Source organism: Sphingobium sp. S6 (assembly GCF_905120495.1).
In the GTDB taxonomy this organism is placed as follows: domain Bacteria; phylum Pseudomonadota; class Alphaproteobacteria; order Sphingomonadales; family Sphingomonadaceae; genus Sphingobium; species Sphingobium agri.
Window position 1 is genome coordinate 218,584 of sequence record NZ_CAJHOG010000004.1, and the last position, 25,472, is coordinate 244,055.

Annotated in this window: 24 protein-coding genes; 12 read left to right on the forward strand and 12 right to left on the reverse strand. The window is 63.1% G+C overall.

The window, feature by feature from the left end:
- Positions 1-4 precede the first annotated feature (4 nt).
- Both SPHS8_RS14310 and SPHS8_RS14315 read right to left on the reverse strand, forming a co-directional pair.
- The gene (locus SPHS8_RS14310) at positions 5-838 is read right to left on the reverse strand and encodes a hypothetical protein (RefSeq protein WP_236575170.1); all 834 of its coding nucleotides are present in this window, start codon (positions 836-838) and stop codon (positions 5-7) included.
- Entirely contained in the window at positions 813-2,636 is a 1,824-nt protein-coding gene (locus SPHS8_RS14315; protein ID WP_201516101.1) for an acyclic terpene utilization AtuA family protein, read from the reverse strand. Before SPHS8_RS14315 ends, SPHS8_RS14310 begins: the two co-directional genes overlap by 26 nt.
- Before the next feature lie 78 nt (positions 2,637-2,714).
- Here SPHS8_RS14315 and SPHS8_RS14320 point away from each other — a divergent pair, with 78 nt between their 5' ends.
- Positions 2,715-3,401: a Crp/Fnr family transcriptional regulator gene (locus SPHS8_RS14320; RefSeq protein WP_201516102.1), complete on the forward strand. Its 687-nt coding sequence runs from the start codon at positions 2,715-2,717 to the stop codon at positions 3,399-3,401.
- 15 nt (positions 3,402-3,416) lie between these two features.
- On the opposite strand, the gene SPHS8_RS14325 is transcribed toward SPHS8_RS14320, so the two are convergent.
- Entirely contained in the window at positions 3,417-4,049 is a 633-nt protein-coding gene (locus SPHS8_RS14325) for a TetR/AcrR family transcriptional regulator (RefSeq protein ID WP_201516103.1), read from the reverse strand.
- Positions 4,050-4,222: 173 nt separating this feature from the next.
- On the opposite strand from SPHS8_RS14325, the gene SPHS8_RS20470 reads away from it, so the two are divergent.
- The 6 genes from SPHS8_RS20470 to SPHS8_RS14350 all read left to right on the forward strand — a co-directional run bounded on the left by SPHS8_RS20470 (position 4,223) and on the right by SPHS8_RS14350 (position 10,332).
- A complete protein-coding gene (locus SPHS8_RS20470) occupies positions 4,223-5,092 on the forward strand; it encodes a TonB-dependent receptor (protein ID WP_236575171.1) in 870 nt (289 codons plus the stop codon).
- A complete protein-coding gene (locus SPHS8_RS20475; protein WP_236575181.1) occupies positions 5,056-6,381 on the forward strand; it encodes a TonB-dependent receptor in 1,326 nt (441 codons plus the stop codon). The genes SPHS8_RS20470 and SPHS8_RS20475 overlap by 37 nt, the downstream gene beginning before the upstream one ends.
- A 13-nt stretch (positions 6,382-6,394) precedes the next feature.
- Positions 6,395-7,402, forward strand: a complete 1,008-nt coding sequence (locus tag SPHS8_RS14335) for a metallophosphoesterase family protein (protein WP_201516104.1) — start codon at positions 6,395-6,397, stop codon at positions 7,400-7,402.
- A gap of 12 nt (positions 7,403-7,414) precedes the next feature.
- Entirely contained in the window at positions 7,415-8,191 is a 777-nt protein-coding gene (locus SPHS8_RS14340; RefSeq protein ID WP_201516105.1) for an SDR family NAD(P)-dependent oxidoreductase, read from the forward strand.
- A 7-nt stretch (positions 8,192-8,198) separates the two neighbouring features.
- Positions 8,199-9,314 carry a tyrosine-protein phosphatase gene (locus tag SPHS8_RS14345; RefSeq protein ID WP_201516106.1) on the forward strand — a complete coding sequence of 372 codons (1,116 nt, stop codon included), beginning with the start codon at positions 8,199-8,201 and terminating at the stop codon, positions 9,312-9,314.
- Between the two features lie 139 nt (positions 9,315-9,453).
- A complete protein-coding gene (locus SPHS8_RS14350) occupies positions 9,454-10,332 on the forward strand; it encodes a VOC family protein (protein ID WP_201516107.1) in 879 nt (292 codons plus the stop codon).
- 1 nt (position 10,333) lies between these two features.
- On the opposite strand, the gene SPHS8_RS20675 is transcribed toward SPHS8_RS14350, so the two are convergent.
- The gene (locus SPHS8_RS20675; protein WP_201516160.1) at positions 10,334-10,504 is read right to left on the reverse strand and encodes a LuxR C-terminal-related transcriptional regulator; all 171 of its coding nucleotides are present in this window, start codon (positions 10,502-10,504) and stop codon (positions 10,334-10,336) included.
- A gap of 243 nt (positions 10,505-10,747) precedes the next feature.
- On the opposite strand from SPHS8_RS20675, the gene SPHS8_RS14360 reads away from it, so the two are divergent.
- Positions 10,748-11,185, forward strand: a complete 438-nt coding sequence (locus SPHS8_RS14360) for a nuclear transport factor 2 family protein (RefSeq protein ID WP_201516108.1) — start codon at positions 10,748-10,750, stop codon at positions 11,183-11,185.
- 51 nt (positions 11,186-11,236) lie between these two features.
- Here SPHS8_RS14360 and SPHS8_RS14365 read toward each other — a convergent pair whose 3' ends face one another.
- The gene (locus SPHS8_RS14365) at positions 11,237-12,328 is read right to left on the reverse strand and encodes a hypothetical protein (RefSeq protein ID WP_236575173.1); all 1,092 of its coding nucleotides are present in this window, start codon (positions 12,326-12,328) and stop codon (positions 11,237-11,239) included.
- Positions 12,329-12,586: 258 nt separating this feature from the next.
- Positions 12,587-13,072 (reverse strand): nuclear transport factor 2 family protein, encoded by a 486-nt coding sequence (locus tag SPHS8_RS14370; protein WP_201516110.1) that lies wholly within the window; start codon positions 13,070-13,072, stop codon positions 12,587-12,589.
- Between the two features lie 408 nt (positions 13,073-13,480).
- Here SPHS8_RS14370 and SPHS8_RS14375 point away from each other — a divergent pair, with 408 nt between their 5' ends.
- Entirely contained in the window at positions 13,481-14,359 is an 879-nt protein-coding gene (locus tag SPHS8_RS14375; protein WP_201516111.1) for an OmpA family protein, read from the forward strand.
- Positions 14,360-14,392: 33 nt separating this feature from the next.
- On the opposite strand, the gene SPHS8_RS14380 is transcribed toward SPHS8_RS14375, so the two are convergent.
- From SPHS8_RS14380 to SPHS8_RS14390, 3 genes are all read right to left on the reverse strand, one after another.
- Positions 14,393-15,838 (reverse strand): efflux transporter outer membrane subunit, encoded by a 1,446-nt coding sequence (locus tag SPHS8_RS14380; RefSeq protein ID WP_443018596.1) that lies wholly within the window; start codon positions 15,836-15,838, stop codon positions 14,393-14,395.
- Positions 15,839-15,843: 5 nt separating this feature from the next.
- On the reverse strand, positions 15,844-19,026 hold the full coding sequence (locus tag SPHS8_RS14385; RefSeq protein WP_201516113.1) for an efflux RND transporter permease subunit: 3,183 nt from the start codon (positions 19,024-19,026) through the stop codon (positions 15,844-15,846).
- 81 nt (positions 19,027-19,107) lie between these two features.
- Positions 19,108-20,355, reverse strand: a complete 1,248-nt coding sequence (locus tag SPHS8_RS14390) for an efflux RND transporter periplasmic adaptor subunit (protein ID WP_201516114.1) — start codon at positions 20,353-20,355, stop codon at positions 19,108-19,110.
- A gap of 111 nt (positions 20,356-20,466) precedes the next feature.
- Between SPHS8_RS14390 and SPHS8_RS14395 the strand changes: the two genes are divergently transcribed.
- On the forward strand, positions 20,467-21,093 hold the full coding sequence (locus tag SPHS8_RS14395) for a TetR/AcrR family transcriptional regulator (protein WP_201516115.1): 627 nt from the start codon (positions 20,467-20,469) through the stop codon (positions 21,091-21,093).
- A gap of 89 nt (positions 21,094-21,182) precedes the next feature.
- Positions 21,183-21,920: a dienelactone hydrolase family protein gene (locus SPHS8_RS14400; protein ID WP_201516116.1), complete on the forward strand. Its 738-nt coding sequence runs from the start codon at positions 21,183-21,185 to the stop codon at positions 21,918-21,920.
- Between the two features lie 19 nt (positions 21,921-21,939).
- Here the strand turns inward: SPHS8_RS14400 and SPHS8_RS14405 are convergent, their stop codons facing one another.
- Positions 21,940-22,140 (reverse strand): hypothetical protein, encoded by a 201-nt coding sequence (locus tag SPHS8_RS14405; RefSeq protein ID WP_141397896.1) that lies wholly within the window; start codon positions 22,138-22,140, stop codon positions 21,940-21,942.
- 243 nt (positions 22,141-22,383) lie between these two features.
- Between SPHS8_RS14405 and SPHS8_RS14410 the strand changes: the two genes are divergently transcribed.
- Positions 22,384-23,997, forward strand: coding sequence for a GMC family oxidoreductase (locus tag SPHS8_RS14410; RefSeq protein ID WP_201516117.1), 1,614 nt, complete (start codon positions 22,384-22,386; stop codon positions 23,995-23,997).
- A 24-nt stretch (positions 23,998-24,021) separates the two neighbouring features.
- Here SPHS8_RS14410 and SPHS8_RS14415 read toward each other — a convergent pair whose 3' ends face one another.
- Together SPHS8_RS14415 and SPHS8_RS14420 are read right to left on the reverse strand one after the other, a co-directional pair.
- Positions 24,022-24,708, reverse strand: a complete 687-nt coding sequence (locus SPHS8_RS14415; RefSeq protein ID WP_201516118.1) for an MgtC/SapB family protein — start codon at positions 24,706-24,708, stop codon at positions 24,022-24,024.
- A gap of 66 nt (positions 24,709-24,774) precedes the next feature.
- Positions 24,775-25,383 carry a DUF4142 domain-containing protein gene (locus SPHS8_RS14420; protein WP_201516119.1) on the reverse strand — a complete coding sequence of 203 codons (609 nt, stop codon included), beginning with the start codon at positions 25,381-25,383 and terminating at the stop codon, positions 24,775-24,777.
- Positions 25,384-25,472: the final 89 nt, after the last annotated feature.

Genomic DNA, 25,472 nt, shown 5'->3' on the forward strand with positions numbered 1-25,472 from the left:
GTGATCAGCACCACTGCGCCGATGCGGTGGCGGTATCGGCCATTCGTACGCCCCTCACCCCCAGCTGTTCGCGGGCTTGATCCGGCGTCAGATCGAACACGTCTTCGTAGCGCATCATGTAAAGCGGATCGGAATCCCGGCCGACCTTCGCGCCCCTTTCCACCGCGTCCTGAACCACCAGCCAGGTCTGGGGGTAATGGAGAACCGCGCGGGTGATGATGCGCGTGGAGCCGAGAATGGAGAAGGCGGAAAGCTCCCCCGCCAGTTCCGGGCTCATATGTACGAACAAATTGGTGAGCCGCATATAACAGGGCACCAGCTCGCCGATGAAATCAAAGCCGCCGCCGCCAAGGATATGTTCAAGATCGTGCGTCTGCCCGGCGCGCAGCTGGAAATATTCGAAGTCGTTGCGCGGTGTGAATGGCGGGACAATGTCGACCTGGAGATCATTGCCGGTCAACTGCGCATAGAAGATGCCCCCAACCGTGTCCGGGCCATAATGTTTGAGGTCATCGCGCCCGAATGTCGAAACAAAACCTTCGCGGAACCATGCATCGAGTGCAGGATTCTTCTGCCGTTCCGCGGCGAACAGGGCGTTGATATGATCGATGTCCTGAACCTCACGAAGTATCTGCACGAGCTGGATCGAATCCGAAGGGGTGGGCACGTCAGGTCCGTTTCGCCGGAGCAAATGGGTCGCCACCCAATCGCGGACGCGTGCGTCATTCAGATAGCGGGAGGAACTGACAAGCACGCTGCTGTCGGTTTCCACCGTCTTGATGCCCCTCATCAAATAGGAATAATCGGCCATCTCAACGATCTCCGTTAGCGAAGTCATGCCCGCCGATCGTGGCGGCCAGATCGGGAGGAACAAGGACGGGAAAGCGAAGCAGCATTTGCGCCATCCCCTTGGCGGCGGGGTCGAGCCGGGTACTGGCATTGATGCCGCCAGCCAGGGCGTCGTAAACCACGAAATTGAGAGCGTGCAGCCCCGGCGCTTCATAGCGATCGACCCGAGGAAGGTCGTCGCCCGACGCCAAATGGCGATACCAGTCCGCCACCGCTTGAGGGGTTAGAGACAGGCGGAGCCAAGGCAGATATTGCGGCTGACGCGCGATGACGGCGACGTTGAACAGATGCCCCTTGTCGCCGCTGCGCGCCCATGCGAGCCGGATCAGGTCGACGGCGACCGCCCCGGGTGGCGTATCGGGAACTGGTTGCGGTGCCCTCGCCAGGACAGATGCAGGCTGGCCCACAGGCACTGGCACCGGCCAGGTCTCACCACGAACGGTCACCTGTGGCACGATGCCGCTCTTGCTGACCACGAACAGGAATATCTCGGTCTTGGGCAGTACCGTGGTGGCGAGGTTGATCGTGGTGCCCACCGCCATGCCGCTGATGCCTGCCCATTGTTCGCGGGCGAATAGATCCGCTCCCGGGCGGTCGGGATGATCGACGACCATCTTGCAGATGACTTCCCGTGCGCCCGCCCCGCCGCCATGCGGTCCAAAGCTTGCATCTTCACCAATGATGACGGTGTCGGTTTCGGTGAAGTCGGCCAGATTATGGGCGCGCAGCAGCGCCCGGCTGCGCGCATAGAGCGCTTCGGACTGCCGCCTTGCTTTTTCTGCAGCCTGCTCACCGATGATCGGCTGGTAGGCGACGGCGCGCCATCCGCCGTCCGAGGTGACGCAAACCTTGTAGCTTTCGGTCGGCGGGCGGCCCTTCGCGCCGGAAACCCTCACCCGGTCGTTGCCTTGCTGCTCCAGCCTGACCTCACTGAAATCGCAGCAGACGTCGGCAACGATATAGTCCGCCGGATCGCTGACTTCGTAGAGCAGCTGTTCGGCCACGGTGCCGATCGAAACGAGGCCACCCGTCCCTTCGGGCTTGGTCAGGATCATGGTCCCGTCCGCATGACATTCCCCGATCGGAAAACCGATATTTGCCCAATCCGGCACATCGCGCCAGTCGGTGAAGGTGCCGCCCGTGACCTGAGCGCCGCACTCCAGCAAGTGACCCGCCAACGTCCCCGCCGCCAGCAAGTCGAAATCCCCTTCGCCCCAGCCAAATTCGTGGATCAGCGGCCCCAGGACGATGGCGCTATCCACCACCCGCCCGGTGACGACGATGTCCGCGCCCTTCTCCAGCGCCACCGCAATGGGAAAGGCGCCGAGATAGGCGTTGGCGCTGATGACATTGTCGGGGAAAGCGGCGCCCGTGAACATGTCGCGGTGGCCAGCGGCCCTCAGTTGCTCGACTTGCGAGCGCAGATCGTCGCCCTCGACATAAGCGACGGTAAGAGAGAGCCCTGCCTCCGCGATCATGCGGTCGAGCGCGGCCGCCAGTCCTGCCGGATTGACGCCGCCGGCATTGGCGACGACCTTCACGCCTTGAGCTGCGATCTGGCGCAGATGAGGTCCGACATGGACGGTCAGAAAATCGGTGCCATATCCCGCTGATGGATCAGCGCCCTGCATCCGCCCGAAAAGGCCCATGGATCCTTCGGCCAGATAATCGAAGACAAGATAATCAAGCCTGCCGCCGTCCAGCAGCTGCGGCACCGACAATGCCGTGTCGGAAAAGGATGCGGTAGCCCCACCGATCCTCACGACCTTCTCTGTTGCGGCGGTCATGGCACTCTCTCCATATTTTTGCGCAGAGGCTAGAGAAGTTTTTGGCGGAAGAATGTCACCTCTGTTACATTCAGTCGGGTGAAAATCAGTGAGCGCACATCGGCGCTGCGTCTCTTGCGCGGCACGGACTGGCTGCGGGATTATCCCGCCGCGCTGGCGGAAGAACTCCTCGCGCACGGGCGGCTGATCCATCTTGGAACGGGCCAATGGGCGCAGACGCAAGGGGATGAGCGGGGCGGGCTTTTCATCGTGATCGACGGCCTGTTCCATTCCTACTGCACCGCGCCGGGCGACAGGCAGGTGATGATCGGGCTTTCCGGCCCCGGATCGGTCCTGGGCCACGCAACGAAGTTCAGCGGCGGTCCCCGCTTGGTGACGGCCATATCGGTGCGGCCGAGTATCCTGCTGGAGATCAGCGAGGCGGCGCTCGAACAGATTGCCGAGAACCGGCCGGAAATCTGGCGAGCCATTGCCGACTTTGCCTACACGAACATGCGCAGAACCCTGCACATGCTGGCGGAACTGATGGCCCTGCCGCCACGGCAGAGGATCGCTGCACGCCTACTGGCTTCGGCTACTTCGTCGGAGCGCGGGCTGATCGTCAGTCTGAGCCAACAGACATTCGCGGAAATGATCGGCTTCAGCCGCAAGACCGTGAACCTGCATCTTACCGCTTTCGAGCGAGCGGGGCTGATCCGGCTTGGTTATGGCTGGATCGAACTCACCGACAGCGGTCGTCTACGCGAGGTGGCGGATCGGGAGTGACGCGGGACGCCGCCGTCAGTCCTGCGGAGCCACTGCCACCCGGGCGAGGCGGTGCATCATCGAGCGGAACTGCGCCAGTTGGGCGGGATCCGCCGGGTCATAGGAACGTGAGCGACCAAGCTGATGCGCGTTGCAGACATAATGCAATGCGCTGCCCGCGACGCTGTTGAGTAGAACCATCGCCGAAACGGGATGAAATTGCCCGCTGGCGACGCCTGCCGCGACGACATCCTCCAGATCCTGAAGCGCGGATTCGGAGAAGCGCACCGGATTGTTGCCGTAGGCGGCCGAGTCCGCGATCAGGCGCTGGATTATCCGCGCGGCGGTGGGGCGGCTGACGAGGAAATCCAGCCAGGCGTCCAGCAGGGCGAGCAGTCGCTCCATCGGTTCGGTGACGTCTTCGGTCCGGTTGAGGACGAAGGCGTGCATCGACGCGAAGATGTCCGCTTCGACTTCGTCGTAAAGCTGCTGCTTGCCGGGGAAATAATAGAGGATCGACGGACGGCGGATGCCGACGCTTTCCGCGACATGATCGAGGCGTGCGGCGGCGAAGCCGATTTCGGCGAAGATGCGTTCGGCGGCGTCGAGTATCTGTTGCCGGGTGGCGTCGCCCTTGGCCTGGCGGACTGTCTGTCTGGTTGCTGTCATGATCAAGTTCTTATGCGGTGGAGCGGGACGGTGGCAACGCGGATTGCATGAATGAAGTAGCGACAAGAATGGAGTTGCACAACTATCTACGAACTAGTAGGTAGATTCGCACATGCTCGATGAGAATGCGGCCGGATGGCCCACCGAAGCATGGAGTTTCCCGGGGAGGATATATGCCGAATCACCTGATTGCCCGTTCCGTCGTCACGCTGCTCATGAGTTCGACCGCCCTGCCCGCACTGGCACAGGATCAGGCAGGCAGCGCGATCGAGGAGATCGTCGTCACCGCGCAGAAGCGCGAGGAATCACTGCAGGATACGCCGATTTCGATCGCCGCATTCAGCGCGCAGGACCTGGAAAATAAGGGCATAAGCGGGCTGACAGACCTGCGCGCCCAAGTCCCCAACCTTCAGCTGACCCCCTTCCCCAACAATGCCGCGACGACGCAGATCTTCATGCGCGGCGTGGGCCTGTCCGATGACCAGATCACCCAGGATGGCGGCGTCGCGGTCTATATGGACGGCGTCTATGTCGCGCGCAGCCAGGGCCTGGCGATGGAAGTCGCCGATCTGGAGCGCATCGAAGTGCTGCGAGGCCCGCAAGGCACGCTTTATGGCCGTAACGCAACGGGCGGCGCGATCAACTTCATCACACGCAAGCCCGACCTTGGCGCCTTCGGCTTCAAGGGTCAGGTGACGATCGGCAATTATGACAACCGGCGCTTCAAGGCGGCGGTCAACATTCCGCTGGGCGAGACCTTCGCGGCCCGACTGTCCTATGTGAACCAGCGGCAGGATGGCTTCATCCGCAATCCTGGCACGGGCATCGAACGGTGGGGCGACAAGGATCGGGAAGCGATGCGCGCTGACCTGCTGTGGCAGCCTTCGACCGGTTCAACCTGCGCTACAGTTATGATCGCACGGAGATCGGCGACACGCCCTATTATGTCGCGCTGTCGCCGCTTCATCCGCGGGTGCTCGAACGGCCCGAAGCGGGAAGCCCGCTGGTGCGCGACGTCCTGCCCAACGACATCACCGCGCTAGGCCACAGCCTGACGGCGGAATGGGAAGCCAGCGACGCGCTGACGCTGCGGTCGATCACCGGCTATCGCAAGCTCGATAATTTCCAGAACCAGGATTATCTGACCGGCGCCCTTGGCCCCAATCCGCTGCAAAAGAACAGCAGCCGCGCCAAGCAGGACCAGTGGAGCGAGGAAGTGCAGCTGATCGGCGACGCGCTGGACGGTGGGCTGCAATATGTCGCGGGCTTCTATTACTTCACCGAGAGCGGCGACAATTTCAGCAACAGCTACAGCCCGCCGACACTGACGCGCAGCTTCACCACCGCGACCATCGAAAACCGTTCCTACGCGCTGTTCGGCCAGGCGACCTATACGCCGCAATGGCTGGACAACCGGCTGCACCTGACTGTCGGGCTGCGGCAAAGCTGGGACAAGCGCGAGGCGACGCTTTCCCGCCAGACCCAGGTCAATGGCGGCCCGATCACGACGGTGCCGGGCTTTGGCGATGGCAGCCAGACGTTCAAGGATTTCAGCCCCAGCTTCGTCGTCGCCTTCGACGCGTCGGAGGACGTCAATGTCTATGCCAAGGCGGTGAAGGGCTACAAGAGCGGCGGCTTCAACGTCCGCGCCAGTTCAATCGGGCGGTTCAACGAAGGCTTCGGGCCGGAGACGCTCTGGTCCTATGAGGCAGGCATCAAGAGCCAGTGGCTGGACAATCGGCTGCGCTTCAACGCGGCGGCGTTCATATCAAAATATTCCGACATTCAGGTCAATGTTCAGTCGGACCCGACCAATATCCGCCTGACCGACGTGCTGAATGCGGGCAAGGCGACCGTAAAGGGCGTGGAGATCGACCTTACCCTGGCGCCGGTGCGCGACCTGCGCCTGTCGGTGAACTATGGGTATCTGGACGCGCGCTATGACGAGATCCTGGACGCAACCGGCACGAATATCGCGGACAATTACCGCTTCACCAACGCGCCCAAACATACGATCGCGCTGGACCTGACCTATGACCTGCCCCGCCTGCCGATCGGCCAGTTGAGCGCGAACGTCAACTATACCGCGCAAAGCGACAAGTTCACCAACAGCACGATCAGCAGCGGCAAATATATCATCGGCGACTATGGCCTGCTGAACGCCCGCCTGACGCTGGGCGACATCCCCGGCGTGAAGGGCGTCCGCGCGAGCCTGTGGGGCCGCAACCTGACGGACAAGAATTATTACATCATGCAGTTCAATGTCGGCCGCCCCGGCGCATTGTTCGGCGAACCGCGCACCTATGGCATCGACCTGAACGTCGAATTTTAAGGGGGGAAGGACAGTGAAGCTGATCCGCCTTGCTCTGCCAGTCCTGGCGCTTGCCTGTTCGGCGGCCGGTGTCGCTGCCGGAGATTATCAGCCGGGAGCGAAGGATGTCGCGCGGACAGCGCGCCCCTTTGCCGGGGCGGACAGCCTGCGCTTCGTCGTCATCGGCGATCGCACGGGACAGCACCGGCCCGGCATATTCGAGAAGGCGCTGGCGCAGGTGGATCGGCTTCACCCCGACTTCGTCATCAATATCGGCGACCTGATCGAGGGGAATACGGAAGACCGAGCACAGATCGAGGCGGAGTGGAAGGAGGTCAACGGTGCGATCGACCAGCTCCACACCCCATTCTTCTATGTGCCGGGCAATCATGACCTGACCAACGACGTGCAGCAGCAGATCTGGCGCGCGAAGCTGGGCGCGGACTATTATCATTTCCGCTACAAGGGCGCATTGTTCATCATCCTCAACACCGAGGATCCACCACAGCCCAAGATCGCGCGCAAGAAATTGCTGGAAGCTTATGGCGTTAAGGCGATGGGCAAAGTGATGGGCGCGTTGCAGGGCGATGCTGCACTGGCCGAGGCGCTGTTTGCCCGGGAGCCTGAGCTGGGCAAACTCGCCACCAAGCTGCCCGCGTCCGAAAGTGTCGCGATCAGCACGACACAGATTGAGATGGTGCGCAAGGCGCTGGCGGACAACCCGCGCCCGCGTTGGACCTTCGTGTTGATGCACCGGCCCGCGTGGAAGGTCGCGTCGCCAGCCTTCGAACGCATAGAGGCGATGCTGAAAGGCCGTCCCTATACCATGCTGGCGGGGCATTTTCACAAATATGCCTATGAGCGCCGGAAGGAGCAGGATTATATCCAGCTGGGCGTCACCGGCGGAATGCCCGGAGCCAAGGCGGACGATCCTGCGGCCCAGGATCATATCATGTGGGTGTCGCTGGCCGATGGCGCACCGCAGATCAGCAACATCCGCCTCGACGGCTTTTTCGACAAACAAGGCCCATCGCCCAAGTGAAGGAACGGTTTCATGTCGCTCAACCCTGCTCTCGCATCGCCGTCTTCGCCCGTCATCATAACCGGCGGTGCATCTGGCATAGGCCTGGCGTCCGCCCATGCGCTGGCCGCCGTGGGGCGCCCGGTCGCCCTATGGGACATCGATGACAGCAAGGGCGCTGAAGCGGCCCGCGCCATCACGGCGGAGCATGGCACGGCGGCGACCAACATAGCTATCGACCTGCGCGACCTGGGCGGCATCGAAGCGGCGCTTGCGGCAACGCGCGAGGCGATTGGCGCGCCGGGCGGGCTGGTCCATGCCGCAGGCGTCGTGGATACGGCGTCGATCGACGGGCTGACGGCCGAAAGCTGGGACAGCGGGATCGCGATCCATCTCCGTTCGCTTGCCTTCATCGTCCAGGCGATCCGGCAAGACCTCGCCGCGCAGCCGGGTTCGGCCATCGTCGCGATCGCGTCGATCAATGCGACGCTCGGCAATGCGCTCAACCCGATCTACAGCGCCGCCAAGGGCGGGATATTGTCGCTGGTCCGGTCAATGGCCGACCGGCTGTCGACAGATGGCATCCGCATCAATTCGGTATCGCCCGGCCAGATCCTGACACCCATGATGCGCCCGGCGGTTGAGGCCATGCCCGAAGGCTATTTCGAAAAGCGCATATTGCTTGGCCGCCTGGGCGCGCCGGAAGAAGTGGGGCGGGTCGTGCGCTTCCTCCTGTCCGATGAGGCAAGCTATATCACCGCGTCTGAAATCGTCGTAGATGGCGGCAATATTTCTTCCCAGAGAGGGTGATCGCAGGATGACCGCTTTGCTGCTCGACCGCCGTGCCTTCGTCACTGCTGCTCTGGCCGTTTCTGTTGCCGGATTGGCGGGTTGCGCCACCCCTGCTTACGAAGCGCGCGGCGGGGCCATACCGTTCCTGACCGCGACGGCGGCGAAGCTTGGGACGAGCGACGACTATCAGATCGCGTGGGACGCAGCGGGGGTGGACCATGTCACCATTTATGCGGAGTCAACGCCCTTCCCCGTGCTGACAGGCGAGCCCGTGGCCCGTGGGCCCGGGAAGGACAGCATCACGGTCAGCATGCCAGCGGCGGGCGCGCGGCCTTATTTCACTTTGGTGCCAGACCGTGGCGCGCCGCTGGTCATCGCAGATCGGGCGCTGCATTTGCCGAGCATCGCCAATCTGCGGGATATTGGCGGCTATCGCACCACCGATGGGCGGTGGGTGAAGATGGGCCTGCTGTTTCGGTCGGACCAACTCGACCGGGTGAGCGATGCCGACCTCAAGGCCATGGAGGGGCTGGGGCTGCGGCTGGTCGCGGACCTGCGCACCGAAAGCGAAAGGACGAGGGAGCCCGACCGGCTGCCGCGCGGAAGCCAGCCCCTGATCCTGGATGTTGCAGGGGACAGCGAGGGATCGCTGGGCGGTGACGTGCGCAAGGCGATGGCGGCGATCGCGGCGGGCAAGGGCGCGGAGCTGCTGACGGCGGCGAACCGCGATTTCGTGTCGCTGGGAAGCGCGCGGCGGGCCTATGCCGGCTTGCTGGATGAGCTGAACGGCGCGCCTATCCTCTATCACTGCACGGCGGGGAAGGACAGGACCGGCTGGGCAAGCGCGGTCATATTGACGCTGCTTGGCGTGCCGCGCGAGACGGTGATGGCGGATTATCTGGCGAGCAATGTCTACCTCAAGGCAAAGAATGAGCGGGCGAAGGAGATGCTGGCCAAGTCGAACAGCCCGATCGATCCTGCCCATCTGGACCCGGTGATGACTGTGCGGGCCAGCTATCTGGAGGCCGCGTTCGATGAAGTGGCGAAGCGCTATGGCAGCTTTGACGCCTATGTTCGCGAGGGGCTGGGCTTGGGAGATGCGGAGATCGAAGCGCTGAGGTCGACCTATCTTCAGGGATAAGCCAGGCAAAAAGAGTGCATCTGCGTAATTCTTTGTGGCCGCGTCGGCCTTGCTCGTCTACGAGTGATTCATAAGCGAATTTTCGAAAGAAGGACCGGGCTGGGGCACCCAGACTGCGGCCTCTATCCAGGAGAGAGCTATGGTCACATTATCACATCGCGGCATTTGCGTGAGCGACATCGAAACATCGTCGCGCTTCTATCAGGATGCGCTTGGTTTCGAACCCTATCAGGACCATGGCGTCATCGAAGGCGCCGACATGGAAAAGACCATGCAACTGCCCGGCGTGCGGTTGCGGGCGGTGATGCTGAAGCGGGCCGATGGGCCGGTGATCGAACTGCTCCAGTTTCTGGCACCTGCGGCGACCGGCCCACGGGAAAAGCGGTCGACGCTGCAATATGGGCTGGTGCACATTTCCTTTTACGTGGACGACATCGATGCCTGGGCCGCGCGGATCCGTGAGGCGGGAGGCAAGGTCTATGAAGAAACGCGCGCTTATTTTGCCGGGAACGACACGACGATGCTCTATTGCACCGATCCCGATGGGGTGCGTGTCGAGTTGATGAAAGCACCGGGCGAGGCGGAACGCTTCTCGCACAGCGGCATCTGCGTGCAGGATATCGACGTTTCGCTCCGCTATTATGAGGCGCTGGGCTTCACGGCGGCGGAGAATTATGTTCTGGATCAGGGGCTTGATTGGCTGGGCGTGATCAACGAGGTGCCCGGCATCAAGCTGCGCGCGCAGATGGTGCGCGACGCGCAGGGCAACACGGTCGAGCTTTTGAAAGTGTTCGAACCGGACAGCTTCGGATCGCGTGAGCGCCAGCCGCTCAATCGCTTTGGCCTGACGCATCTGGCTTTCTGGGATGATGAGCCGGAAAAGACATCAGCAGCGCTCAGCGAGCGGGGCGGCTATTTTGTGGAAGAGGCGCATGTGAAGACGCCGCAGATCGAATTGCTGCATGGCGCTGATCCCGATGGGGTGCGGATCGAGCTGATGCGGCCGGTATCGGGCTGAATTAGAGGATTTCCGGGAAGCTGGTGTGGATCAGGTGAACCAGCTGCAACTGCCGGTTTATCCCGAGCTTGGAGAAGATCGAGTGCAGATGCGCACGGACGGTATTTTCCGCCGTGCGCGGTCGTCGGGCGGCTTCCCAGAGGGACGCGCCGTTGGCAAGCGCTGCCGCGATCGCGCCTTCGGTGGGGGCGAGCGCGAACGGGCGGCATCGAGCAGGATCGTGCCGACGGCGAACTGCTCGACAGCCTCAATCATCACGGCCCGTTCCGACCTTGATTGTTCGAACCGCTGATAGAGTTCCAGCGCCCGGACCATGCCTTCGCTCGCGCATTGATCCGCGATTAGTCCAAATGGGGGAGGCGGCATGGCTCCCGTCCTGCTTTGGCTATCCGCCTGACACAACGGAGAACATGGGATGGCAGAACTGCCCAGCATCGCGAGTGACATGGCCCCGCAGGAGAGCAAAGGGCCGCCTGCCGACCATATAAGGTCCGTTTTCGGAGCTTATGCGGAACGGCAAAGCGCGGGCGATGTCGAGGGCATCCTTGCGCTGTTCGCGGAGGAGGCGGTAGTGCGTGATCCCGCCAATGCGCCTTCCCATCACGGCAAGGCTGCATTGCGGTCCTTTTTCGAGGCGGGCTTTGCCGCATCGGGCGGCGCGAATGACATGAAGCTGGAAGGCGCCGTGCGCATCGCGGGCAATCAGGCAGCGGCCGCCTTCATCGTCCGGACCCTTCGCAGCCGCCCTGTGTACCGTGTCGAAACGCTCGACGTCATGACCTTTGATGACGCGGGACTGATCACGGAAATGGTCGCCTATTGGGGGCCGGACAACTTCACGCGCGAAGATTGAAGCAACATATCGCCCCGCCTGCTGTGACGGGGTGATATGTTGGTCATGAAATCATCGCCTGATGTCGCTCAGCTTCACGACCTTTGCCGTCGGCAAGGGATGATCAGTCGCCCCTGCCCAGCGAAGCAGTGCCGTTCCTTCCTCATGACCGGCAGTGTCGAGCCAGTTGCCAAAGCCCGGGTCCTGAGCGGCGACAACCATGATGAGGCGTCCGCCCGGCTCCAGATGCGCGCTGCTCTGGTTCACCGTGACTTTGAGGAAACGATAGTCGAGCGATTCCATCCACCAATTGTCGATCTGGAAATTCCAGTAATAGCAGTCCGGCGGGGTGACTTCGATCACCCAGGCTTCATCGGGTGCCAGTTTCCAATAGGCATGAGCATAAAAGATATCCTTGGCCCCGCCGCCCTTCTGGAACATCGACTGGTCGATGTCGGGAAACTGATTGGGCGTTTCGCGGAACAGCTTCGACCAGTCGATGAAGGTGCTGACAATGCCACGGATGAAGGCGGTCGTTTCCTTCAGCCCCGCGCCCAGTGCAGCAGCGTCGAGCGGCGTGGGCGTCGCGGGGCCATCGATGCGTTCGATCCTGAACTCGCCGGGCTTCTCGCTGGACCGATCGAGATAGCTTTGCCGGACGATGATCATGCTCGCATCAGGCTCCAGCCGCAGCCAGTTCTTCGGCTGGGGCGTCGTGCTGGCGATGATCTCGGCGACGCCATTCTCATCCCATATGATCTCGCTGTCGACGAGCGCGCCCGTCGCCTTGTTCGTGCCATCCTCATGATAGCGGAAGGCGTTGGCGACGATCGAAAGGTAAGCCATCGTGCCGCGCTTCACCGTCAGTCGATAGTCGAACCGGCCGTCGATCCGGGCATTCCAATAGACATTGTCGGGATTGTCCGCACCAATTTTCCCGGTCGTATGGCTGAGCTGGTAGAAGAAGGGAAAGCTGGTATCGCGCGCCTCCACATGCTGCTCCAGCCCTAGGCGCAGGAGGCGTGTGAGGTAGCGGTAGCCCTCCGCCCGGTCGAGCGGCGAGGCGGGATTGCCGGGATCGAGGACAAGGTCCCCCAGGTCCGCCAGTTCGTTACAAAAGGCGCGCCACGCATGGCCGTTTGTCACCGGATCGTCGCTCATCATGTCTCTCCTTTTTATGGCGACGATTCTAGCAGCTGCCCCGGTGCTACCGCTTCCCAGATGGGAGGTTGGCCAAGAGTTTCTGCTTCATCTAGTCAATTTGTAGGTCTCCCGGATGCTCGCCGTGGCCGCGCTCTCCCGCGCATAGCAGAAGGAGAGCCAGGATGAATGTAGCCGACATGCCCGTGGCATCTCTAAGCGCAGTCAGAGCACAAGCCGCGAGGTTGGCTGTTCTCCTTGGGGAGTGAAGGCGGCGCTGCGCTATTCTGACAGCGGCCGCGCGCCATTTGCGCGCGTCGGCCGGATGATGCCGAAGTCGCGCCCATGACGGGACAGGTCGCCGATCAGGTCATTGCCCATGGTCCGTTCGACAATGCGCCACCGCCCGTCGATCTTTTCCATCCGGTCGAGATAGTCGCCGCCGATGACCGGCTGAAGCGGGCCGCCATCCGCCTGTTGGAAGACCATGACGTAGGAACTGACTTTCGCCCTCCCCTCGCCTTCGGGCACGATCATCACATTGGCCAGCATGTGGCGCGTGCGCGGCGATCCATCGGCATAGGTCAGCACCCAGTCGCGAAATGACTTTGCGACCGCTGCGGCATCACGGTCCGCCATGATCGCGCCACCACTGCGCACCACGGCATCGCCCAGCAATTCACCCACCGCATCGAAATCACCGGCATCGAGCGCGAAGGGATAGCTGAACAGCACATTCTGAATGGCGAAATAATCGTCGGCAGTCATCGTCTCTCCTTACCGGCCCTTGAGAAGGCTCATACCCCCACTTAGCGGGTGGCGAGCGGCATTATTCGCTGCCAGATTCGTGGCGACCACCCACAAATGGACTAAGTCCGACATGATGAGTGAGCGAACGCCCTGAACGCATCAAGCGCATATCGGCGCGCATCCATCCGGCGCACGAGACGCTCCAATGGCCGAACATGTCAGGGCAACAACCGCGCGTTCATGTAAGAGAAAGGTTGGCAAGAACAGGCAAGGCGCACGTGGCGCTATTCTTGGCGCCATGCGGCATATCTTGTGAAGTAATGGAGGGGGTTCTGACAGCTGAATACGCCATCACGCGATCGGCGGTCGGACGAAAAGCTGCAATGAAGCAGGCCCGACTGTCCGGATCTTAAAAGGAGTAGCGTGATGACTGTCTTTTCAAAGGGATATAATTGTCTCTTAATGCTGACCCTGCTTGGCGGGGTGTCTTCGGCCAGCCTGGCGCAGACGCAGGAGCAGACCCAGGAACAGCCTGCAGCGGATGTCTCGGCAACTGCCTATGTTCCTTCGGCCGAGGCCGTCAAGGGCCCCGAGGTCAAGGGAATCATCTCCGCGCGCAGCGGTGACAGGATGCAGGTGACGGCGGAAGACGGCACCAAGTCGGTGATCACCATCAACGACGCGACGAAGATCAGCGCCGTCAAGGGCTTCCTGGGCCTTGGTCGCGCGCGGCTGGCTGCAACCTCGCTGCTGAACGGCGTGCCGGTGACCGTCCAGACGCTTCAGTCAGGCGATGGCCTGGTGGCGAGCGCGATCAAGCTTCAGAACAAGGATCTGAAGACCGCGTCGATGATCTACAACGGCACGGACCAGCGCTTCGCCGAGCAGACGGCGGCGACCGATGCGCTGCGCGGACGCATGAGCGAGATCGACCAGTATAATGTCAAAGCCACGACCAACGTGAATTTCGACACTGGCAAGGCCGTGCTGTCGCCGCAGGCCAAGAATGACCTGTGCGCAGCGGCGAGCACCGCCGAGGGCATGAACAACGCCCTGCTGCTGGTCGTGGGCTACACCGATTCGGTGGGTGACGAGGAATATAACCAGGAGCTTAGCGAGAAGCGCGCTGGCCGGGTCGTCAACTATCTGCAGCAGGCCTGCAAGTGGAAGCCCTACCGCATGCTGACGCCGACCGGCATGTCCGAAGCCGATCCGGTCGCGAGCAACGATACGCCTGAAGGCAAGGCCCAGAACCGCCGTGTCGCGGTGAACATTCTGGTCAGTAAGGGCCTGGACGGCCTATAAGATGTGCGGGGTGGGCTGCGGCCCACCCCCTCATCACTGGACGCTGCTGGCAGCTTGAGCCGTCGGAGCCGCGTCCGTCTGCCAACCGCCGCCGAGCGCCCGGAACAGGTCGATCTGGCTGGCGGCGACCTGCGCATCGGCATTGGCAAGATCAGCCTCCGCTCCGGCCAGAGTCCGCTCCGCATCAAGGACGGTGAGCGAGTCCGCGCGCCCTTCGCGAAGCTGCGCCCGGCTGATCCGCGCCGCGACGCGCGCCTGCTCTACGGCAGATAGTAGTGCCTGCCGCTGTTCCAGCCTGTGCGCATAGGCAGACAGCGCCGTTTCCGTTTCCTGAAGCGCCTTCAACACCGCCCCGTCGAAAGTCGCGAGCGCCGATCGGGTGGCCGCTTCCGCCTGCGCCACGCGCGCGCGGCCTCCTTCCATATTGGGGAAGGCCCAGCTGAGCAGTGGCCCGGCAAGCCAGCGCAGCGGTCCGGCCCCGAACATGTCGCTTATCGTGTTGCTGGTCGATCCGATCGACCCGCCCAGGGTGATGCGCGGATACAGATCAGCCGTTGCCACGCCGATCCGGGCGGTCTCAGCCGCAAGTCTGCGCTCCGCCTCCCGCACGTCCGGCCGCCGGGCAAGTAGCGCGCGGCCATCCCCGACCGGAATGGGGCGATCCAGTCTGAGGGTGACCGCGCGCTGGCCGACCTCGGGGGGGAGGTCAGCCGGCGCTCTTCCGGTGAGGAGGGCCAACCGGAACAGCGCTGCGTCGCGCTGGGCGCGAAGGGGTGGAATGGTCGCCTGCTGCTGGCTCCGCAGCGCAGTCACGCGCGCGACGTCGAGGCGGCTGGTGCGCCCGGCGGCGAAGCGCTTGGCGCTGAGATCGACGGTGCGATCGAGCAGGTCCAGCGTGCGCTCTGCCACCGCGATCCGCTCGGCCGCCGACGATGCCTCGGCATAGGCCCTGACCGTCTCGGCAACCACGGTGACGCGCACGGCATCGGCGGCGGCGACAGCGGCACCCACATCGGCGCGTGACGCTTCGAGCGCGCGGCGAACGCGGCCGAACAGATCGACCTCATAATTGACGTTCAGGCCCGCATCGATGCGCCAGTCTTCCGCTGGCAAGCCGGGCGCCCGCTGGAGCGCGGAGGTGCGGCCATAGGTAGGCTGTGCCGAAACGGTGGTCTGGGGCAGCAATTGCGTGCGGCTTTCCCGCAGCGACGCCTGCGCTCGTTCCAGATTGGCGATCGCTACCCGCAGGTCGGTATTGGCGGCCAGGGCGTTGCCGACGAGGCCGTCAAGCACCGGGTCCTGATACAGGCGCCACCAGCCGTCCTGCGGCGCATCAGGCGTGGTGATCGCGGGGCGTGCGGCGACGAACTGGCCCTGCGCGCTGGCCCCCGGCTGCGGACGGACATAGTCTGGCCCCGCAGCACAGGCGGCGAGCGTCAGGGAGGCTGCGCCGATCAGCAGATATCGTGTCGTCATCATTTTTCTCATTCCGCTGGGCCCAGCACGGGCACCGCATGACGTGGCCCCTTCCGCTCCCGCCAACGCTGCATCCGTTCCGACAGCGCGCGAGTGACCACGTAGAAGGCTGGCGTGAAGACAAGGCCGAAGAAGGTGACGCCGAGCATACCGGAGAAGACCGCCGTTCCCAGCGCCTGCCGCAACTCCGCACCGGGACCGCTTGCGATGACGAGCGGCACAACGCCAAGGATGAAGGCGAAGCTGGTCATCAGGATCGGCCGCAGCCGGTTTTGCGCCGCGCGAACCACGGCGTCGATCGGACCCATGCCTTCTTCTTCCGCCTGCTTGGCGAACTCGACGATCAGGATCGCATTTTTGGCGGCGAGGCCGATCAACACGACAAGCCCGATCTGCGTCAGGATATTATTGTCCATGCCGCGCAGATTGACCCCGATCATGGCAGCGAGCAGCGTCATCGGCACGATCAGGATGATCGCCAGCGGCAGCATCAGGCTTTCAAACTGCGCCGCCAGCACCAGGAAGACGAAGAGCGTTGCCGCGGCGAACACCAGTATCGCCGCATTGCCCGCCACCTTCTGAAGATAGGCGACCTCCGTCCATTCGCTGGTGACCCCGGTCGGAAGCTTGGCCGCCAGACGCTCCATCGCCGCCATCGCCTGACCCGAGGAATGGCCGGGCGCGACATCGCCCTCCACATCGATCGCGGGATAGAGATTGTAGCGAACGGCGCGATAGGGGCCCGTCTTGTCATGCAGGGTGGCGACGGCGCCCACCGGCACCATCTCGCCCGAGGCCGAGCGCGTCTTCAGCTGCGCGACGTCGCCCGCATCATCCCGGAACGGCAGGTCGGCCTGCGCGATCACGCGATAGGTGCGGCCGAGCAGGTTGAAGTCGTTCACATAAGCCGAGCCAAGATAGACCTGCATCGCTTCGAACACGCGGGCAGGCGACACGCCGATCATGTCCGCCTTGGCACGATCGACATCGGCGAAGATGCGGGGAGCCGACGCCTCGAACTTCGTGTGTACGAAGAAGAGGTTGGGATCCTTGTTCGCTTCGGCAAGCAGCCCGCCGATGATCTTGTTCAGTTCCGCATAGCCGCGCCCCGATCGATCCTGGATCATCATCTTGAAGCCGCCGCCGGTGCTGATGCCGCGGATCAGCGGCGGCGGGATGACGAATACCCGGCCTTCATTGACTTGCGCCGCGATCTTGCGCGCCTCGGCCATGATGGACTGTTCTGTCCAGCCATGCTTGCCGCGCTCTTCAAAGCTGTCGAAGACGAGGAACGCCGCAGCGGCGTTGGGGGCGACGGTGCCGCTCGGCGCATGATAGCCGGTCAGCATGACGGTTCCCCTGACGCCCGGGATCTTGCCCATCTTGGCCGCTGTTTCGCGCAGCACCTTGTCGGTCTGGGCGAGCGACGTGCCGGACGGCGTGAACACCGCCGTGATGGCATAGCCCTGGTCCTGCGCGGGCACGAACCCTGCCTTGGTGGACATGAACACCAGTGCCGTCAGGCCGACCAGCCCGACATAGATGAGCAGCACCAGCTTCAACCGCCCCAGCATCGCGCGGGTGACGGTGGCATACCAGTGGCTGAGCCGATCAAAGGCGGCGTTGAACCGCTTGCCCCCGCGATAGGCCATGCGCTTCCACCGGCCTTCGGGCTCATCCTCCGCCTTCGGACGCAGCAGCAAGGCGGCGAGCGCGGGCGACAAGGTCAGCGACAGGATGAGCGAGATGATCGTCGCCGCCGAGATGGTGACGGCGAACTGGCGGTAGAATTCACCCGTCAGGCCAGTCAGGAACATCGTCGGGATGAACACCGCGCACAGCACCAGCACGATGGCGACCAGCGCGGTCGACACTTCGTCCATCGATCGATGCGACGCCTCGCGCGGGGTCATGCCATGTTCCAGATTGCGCTCGACATTTTCGACGACGACGATGGCGTCATCGACGACGATGCCGATGGCGAGCACCAGCCCGAACAGCGACAGGTTGTTGAGCGAATAGCCAAGTCCCGCCAACACCGCGAAGGTCCCGACCAGCGATACGGGGATGGCAAGGACGGGAATGATCGCCGCACGCCAGCTTTGCAGGAAGACGAGGATGACGATGACGACCAGCACCACCGCCTCCAGCAGCGTGTGCTGGACCGCGCTCACGGATTCCCGGATGAAGTCGGTGGGATTGTAGATGACGCGATATTCCATGCCCGCCGGGAATTTGGCGGACATCGTCTTCAGCTCGGCAAGCACGGCGTCCGCGGATGCCAGGGCATTGCTGCCCGGACGCTGGAAGATGCCGATGCCGACCGAAGGCTGGCCGGACAAATAGGTGTTGATGCCGTAATCCTCCGCGCCAAGCTCCACTCGGGCAACGTCGGACAGACGGGTCAGGCGGCCATCGCCATCGCTCTTGATGACGATGTTGGCGAACTGATCGGGCGCGGTGAAGCGGCCCTGCGTTTCCAGGTTCACCTCATAGGCGGGCGCGCTGCTTTCCGGCGGCTTGCCGATGGCGCCGGCGGCGACCTGTACATTCTGGGACCGAAGCGCCTCGACAATCTCGCCCGCCGTCATGTTGCGCGCAGCCGCCCGGCCGGGATCGATCCACACGCGCATCGCATAGTCACGCGCGCCGAAGATGCGAACCTCACCCACGCCGTCGATGCGCGCGAGCCGGTCCTTCATCTGGGTCAGCGCATAGTTGGAAAGGTAAGCGCGATCGAGCGTGTTGCCGGGCGAAATCAAGTTCGCGACCAGCAGGAAGTCGGGTGTGGTCTTGCGCGTCACCACGCCCTGCCGCCGCACATCCTCGGGCAGCCGGGGTTCGGCGAGCGCGACCCGGTTCTGCACCAGCACCTGCGCTTCATCCAGGTCGGTGCCCTGCTTGAAGGTGACCGTGATGGTCAGCCGTCCGTCGCCGGTCGACTGGCTCGACATGTAGAGCATGTCGTCGACGCCGTTGATTTCCTGCTCCAGCGGCGCGGCCACGGTGTCGGCGATCGTTTCGGACGACGCGCCCGGATAGTTGGCGCTGACCGTGACCGTGGGGGGCACGACGTCGGGATATTGCGCGACGGGCAAGCCGAAATAGGCAAGCGCGCCGACGATGGTGATGATCACTGCGATGACGCCGGCGAAGATCGGCCGTTTGATGAAGACGTGGCTGAGACGCATGATCTCTTCCCTTATTCCCTTTCCCGGGCAGGGGCCGCCGTGGCGCCGTCCGGCGCTGCGGCTCCCATGCCGGCCCTATGGTCAGTCGGCCAGCGTGGCCTGCGACGCGACCGGCGCGGAAACCGGTTCGCTGGTCGATGACGGTGCTGCTTCGATACGCCCCGCGACGGGTTTGACCTTCTTGCCGGGCTGGATGAACTGGCTGCCCTGAATGACTACCTGATCGGATGGCGACAGGCCCGACCGGATGACCCGCAGGCCATTGGCGAGCGCGCCGATCTGGACCGGCTTGGCCGTGGTGCTGCCATCCTTGTTGACGACATATACCAGCTTGCGCGCCTGATCGGTCATGACGGCCCCATCCGGGACCAGCAACGCGCGATGCGGCGCGCCAGAGCCCAGGCGCATATTGCCGAACATGCCGGGCACCAGGAAGGATTCAGGATTGGAAACGACCGCCCTGCCCCGGATGGTGCCCGACCCGCGATCGATCGCATTGTCGGTGAAGTCGACCCTGCCCTTCCACTTGTAGCCGGTTTCGTCCTGGAGCCGGATCTCCACCTGCTGGCTCGCATCCGCCTGGCGGCGATGCTTCAGGTAGAGCGCTTCGGAGCCGTTAAAGGAGAAGTAGATCGGGTCGAGCGCGTTGATCGTCGTCAACACCGTTGCCCCAGCGGCCGTATCGCCCGCCACCAGATTGCCGACATCCACCTGGCGGTCGGAAATCCGCCCGGTGATCGGCGCGCGAATATAGGCGAACTCGACATTGAGGCGGCGCGCCCGTACACCTGCCTGGGCGGCGGCAAGCTGCGCCTGCGCCGATCGCACCCGGGCGCGAAGGGAATCGACTTCCTCCGCGCTGACGGCTTCGTCAGCGATCAGCCGCGTGGCACGGCCAAGCTCAGCCCGGGCAAGCCCCAATGCGGTCGATGCACTGGCGACCTGTGCCTGCGATTCCTGCAACGCGGCTGTGAAGGGTCGCGGGTCAATGGTGAAGAGCAGCTGCCCCTTCTTCACCACATCGCCATCGCGGAAGTGGATGCCGACAAGCTGGCCTGACACGCGGGGCCGGACCTCCACTGCCTTGCTTGCCTCGAACCGGCCGACATAATCGTCCCAATCGACGACCATCCGGGATAGCGGCGTGGCGACGGTTACCACCGCCGGAGGCGGTGCGGCGGGTGCGGGCGTGCCGTTCCACCAGCTCATGCCCGCCCATATGGCGAGCACTCCTGCCGCCGGAAGCAGAAGGTAGGCAGGCTTCCAACGCCGTCCTTCAGGCGCATCCTGTTGGATTTCCGAGTCGGCTTTGACTTTGGAAAGATACATCGTCTGCCCCACACTTATCTTACGGTTATGTTACTGACCGGTACGTCTCTTGCGCGGTACGTACCGATCTGTTACATGGCCGTCAAGCGAGAGGATGCGGAATTTTTGTTTATGGGCCTGACATTTGGTTCCGATTGCGGCTGCGCGGAAGGAACGCCAAAGAAAACAGCAGCTTCGAAGATATTCGAGACGGCCAAGGATCTCTTCTACAGGCGCGGAATCAGGGCCGTGGGGGTGGATGAGATCGTCTGCGAGGCAGGCGTCACCAAACCCAGCCTGTACCGCGCATACCGGTCAAAGGACGAACTTGTCGCCGCCTGCCTGCGGGAAGATGTGGAGGCTGGCGTTGCGGGTATTTACGCGGCGCTGAACGCGGCCGGTCCGGACCCGCGCGATCGGTTGGATGCCGTGATCCGGCACAAGGCGGAAAAGATGCGCCGGGCCGATTTTCGCGGCTGCCTGATCAGCAATGTCGCGGTCGAACTGCCCGAGCCCGGTCATCCGGGCCGCCTGATCGTGGAAAGCTGTAAATCGGATTTCCGTGCGCTGTTTTGCGATCTCAGCCGGGATCTGGGCGTGGCCGAGCCGGAGAAGCTGGCTGACGGGCTGATCCTGGTCATCGAGGGCGCGATGGCGACGCATCATGTCTTCGGCAGCCAGGGTCCGGCACAGGCGCTGGAAGACACCTGCGCGGCGTTGATCGACTCCCATCTGGAACATGCGCGGGCCAAGGCCTGAAGGCCGCATTACACGCCATCGGGCTGCATTGAGGCGGGATCGATTTCCTACCCACAAGGTTGAGCCTGCAAACCGCTTGGGAGACGCGCATGAACTCGATCGCCGCTGGCCAACCGCATGTCTATCGCGACGGCGATGTCGAATTGATCGGCGAGATCTACCGCCCTTCGGGTCAGCCTAATGGCAGGGCGATGCTGGTCGTCCATGAAGCAGATGGAATCGGCGGCAATGTCCGGCGTCATTGCGCCATGCTCGCAGAGGACGGCTATTTCGTGCTGGCGGCGGACATGCATGGCGGCGGCCATGTGCTGCAAGGCGAGGCGATGTTCGCGGCTCTTCAGCGGTTCAAGGACGATCCTCCGCTGCTGCGGCAACGAGTGCGGTCGGGGTTTGACGAACTGCTGGCGATCTCCGGCGTCGATGCTACGCAATGTGCGGCGATCGGCTTCTGCTTTGGCGGATTCACCGTGCTGGAACTGGCGCGGTCGGGTGCGCCGGTCGCCGCTGTCGGCAGCTTCCACGGCCTCTTGACGACGAACGCACCGGCACGCCCTGATCAGAAGATGGCGCGGATCGCTGTGTTCACCGGCGATCGTGACCCGCTCGTGCCGCCGGAAGATGTGGCCGCTTTCGAGGAAGAGATGCGGCATGCGGAGGCGGTCTGGCAGCTGACGAACTACGGCCCAGCCTTCCACAGCTTCACCAATGAAGATGTCGGTTCGCTCGGCGACCCCCGCATGCGCTATGATCGCGCCGCGCATATCCTGTCATGGAAGGCGCTGAAGGACTTTCTGGACGTCAGTTTCGCGCCTTCCTCGCCGGGATGAACGGCTCAAACCCTGGTGGTTACTGATAGCCGCCTTCGTCCTTGCGCTTTTGAGCGGCATTCTCCTGCGCTTGCATCTGCTTGTCCTTGCCCTTCGAGGCGGACTGCGACCCCCGGGCATTGTTGCCGCCGCCGCGTCCCGTGCCCGTGCTTCCGCTGGCGCCATCGCCGCCCTTCTTCGTGATCGCCCCCGGATTACCGCCTGCACCTTTTTGAGCCATGAGAACCTCCTTGCCAGCGCGCATGATGCGCCAGGTCTACAAGCGACTCCTTTCATGGGGGCCGGGTTCCGCCGATCGAAACAGCCGCCATCTCAGGTTAGGAAATGGCGTCGTCTAAGAGGGCATGCATCCTCCTTTACGGCAACCGAACAGTTGAGTACCACTCCTCCACAAGAGGCATGAGCATCGGGAGGAAGAGACGCTCCTCCGCTGCATCAATGCCCGGCAGGAGAGACGTGGGCAGTGGCGCGAAAGCATTTTGACATCATCATCGTCGGCGCCGGGTCCGCCGGTTGCGTTTTGGCCAATCGCCTGACGGATGGCACGGGATTGCACGTGCTGCTGCTGGAGGCTGGCCCTGCCGATCGCAGCCCCCTGATCCATATGCCCGGCTTCTTCACCGCCATGTACCGGCCCGGCAAGTTCGCCTGGGTCTATCCCACCGCGCCGCAGGCCCATGTCGACGGCCGGGTCATGCGCGATGTGCGCGGCAAGGTGCTGGGCGGGTCAAGCTCCACCAACGGCATGCTTTACTGCCGTGGCGCGGCGCAGGACTATGATGGTTGGGCCGCGATGGGGAATGATGGCTGGAGCTATCGGGAGGTGCTGCCCTACTTCAAGCGCGCGGAAGATCATGCATGCGGTGAGGACGCCTATCATGGCACGGGAGGACCACTGCATGTGCAGCGGTCGCCGGTGAACAACCCGCTGGCGAAGGCCTTCATCCAGGCGGGGGTACAGGAGGGCTATCCCTATAATGAAGATATAAACGGGGCGCGCAGGGAAGGCTTCGGGCCTGCCGAGTCCACGATCTGGCGCGGGCGGCGCTGGAGTACGGCGTCGGCCTATCTCCGTCCTGCCCGCCATCGGCCGAACCTGACGGTGATGACGGGTGCCCACGTCACCCGCATCATATTGGAGAAGCAAAGGGCCACCGGCATCGAACTGCGGCAAGGCAGGAACCTGCATCGCTTCGCGGCGGGCGAAGTGATCCTGTCCGCCGGTGCGTTCCAGTCTCCACATCTGCTTCTGCTTTCCGGCATCGGCGATGGCGACCAACTGGCCTCCCACGGCATTGCCGCTCATGCGGACCTGAAGGGCGTGGGCCGCAATCTGCACGATCATGCCAGCATCACTGCCCACGCGACCTGCACCGCGCCCTTGTCGCAAGCTAGGCTGCTGAGCCCGCTCTATGCCGGAAAAGAGTTGATGCGGGGGGTCTTTGGCCGAAGTGGCTTCATGGCGGAATGTTCGATCGAGGCGGTGGGCATGATCCGATCGGTGCAGGAACAGGCGGTGCCGGACATCAAATATCAGTTCGTCCCCATCAGGCTCGATCATATGACGGGCGATCCCTTGCCCGAACATGGCATGGTCAACCGGATGGAGCTTACCGTGCCGGAAAGCCGGGGCGAGTTGCGCCTCGCCTCCGCAGATCCGTCGGCCTTGCCGATCCTCGACGCCAATTATCTGGGGGAAGAAGGGGACCGGAAGCGTTTGCGAGCGGCCTTGCGTACGGCGATCGAGATTTACCGCCAGCCAGCCTTCCAGGAATTTGGCGTGCAGGCAGACATTCCCGTTCGCGACTTGGACGATGATACGGCGCTCGACGCTTATATCCGCGCGACCCTGACCAACGATCATCATGCTGCCGGAACGTGCAAGATGGGCAGCGGAGATGACGCGGTCGTGGACGCCACCCTGCGGGTGCACGGGACCGAGAAACTGCGCGTTGTGGACGCTTCCATCATGCCGCAGGTGGTTTCCGGCAACACCAATGCGCCGACGATCATGATTGCCGAGAAGGCTTCCGACATGATCCTCGGGAGAGCCCCTTCGCCAGCCGCTCCAGTCTAGTTGACAGGATCGATAACCATTGGGTTATGCCCCATGGGGCACATAGTCGAAGCCCACGACATGCGCATCTTGCCTCAGCGCGCTGGTCAGGAGCTCCATCCTCTCCTCATTATCACCCGCGACCGTCGTGCTGAACTCCAGATAATCGTCCTTCAGCTGCTGCCGTATCGAACTGGGATGCAGATGAGCGTCCGCAAGAAGAGAGCGGAACGCTTTCTGCGAAACCGGCGAACCACGATCATAGCGCACCTTGACGAGGGCATGGCGGCGCTGCGGCAGGAAGCGGTCGGAGATATTCACCGCCGTGAGGACGAGCAAAGTCGCCACCGTTCCCCCGATGGCGAGGCTGTAAAAGCCGACGCCGAACAGCACTCCCAGCGAGGATGTGGACCATAGCGATGCAGCGGTGGTGAGGCCCCGGACGTTGAACCCTTCGCGAAATATCACGCCACCACACAGAAAGCCGATACCGGTCAGCACGCCATGCGCCATGCGCACGGGGTCGATCCGGATAATATCGTCCGGCGTGTCGCTGAGCCACCGAACCTGGTGCACGGCCGCCAGCATCAGCAGCGCGCAGGACAGGCTGACCAGAATATGCGTGCGAAACCCGGCAGGGCTGGCGCGATATTCCCGCTCGGCACCAACGATACCACCGGCGACGATAGCACCAAGGATTGGCAGAGCGAGATCGAGGTCAAACAGGTTCATTTTATGCGTTCAGGACAAGGCAGAGACCGGAACAGCGGCTCCGTGCAGGCTGCCGCTGCCGGACCGTTATTTATCAGTCTTCGCCTCCAGATCACGCGCCATCTTCAAATGACCTTCGACAACCGGCGCGATCTCGCCCGCTACCGCCTTCAGCGCCGCATGCGTGCCGCCGGATGCGTAGGATCGCATCAGCGCCAGCGCATCCTCATGCGCATCCACCTGCCCATCGACATATTCCTCGTCAAAGGCCGCGCCCTTCTTTTGCCGCAGCTCGTCCAGCTCTTCTTTCTGATCAGCCGTCAGCGCCGGGTCGGGCGTCACGGTCGGGCGTGACTTGCCAGCAGCCGCCTTGATCTTCGCGGTGGATTCCGAATGCGCCTTGATCATCTGCTGTGCGAACGCCTTGACCTCGGGCGACGCGGCATTGGTCGCAGCGAGTTTCGCAGCGGCGATTTCGAACGCATCGCTCTTGGCGGCGAGGTTCACGAATTCCTGCGCGTTCGGTGCCGGTTTCAAGGAGTTAAGCGCATTGTCCGCCACATTTTCGATGCGGTCGCCCGCACGCTCTGCTGTATTGGAAGCGGAGTCCAATGCGTCGGCAGTGCGTTGTTCACTCGCCTGATTACAGGCCGCGAGCGTAAGCCCGGCGCCGACGATCATCAATGTGATGCGCATTTTTTCATCTCCCTGTATTTCAAGACCGCAAACGCGCCTTTGATGAAGCCGTTCCTTGGTCTTGCTCGCCCGGCGTTCAGGCAGACCAC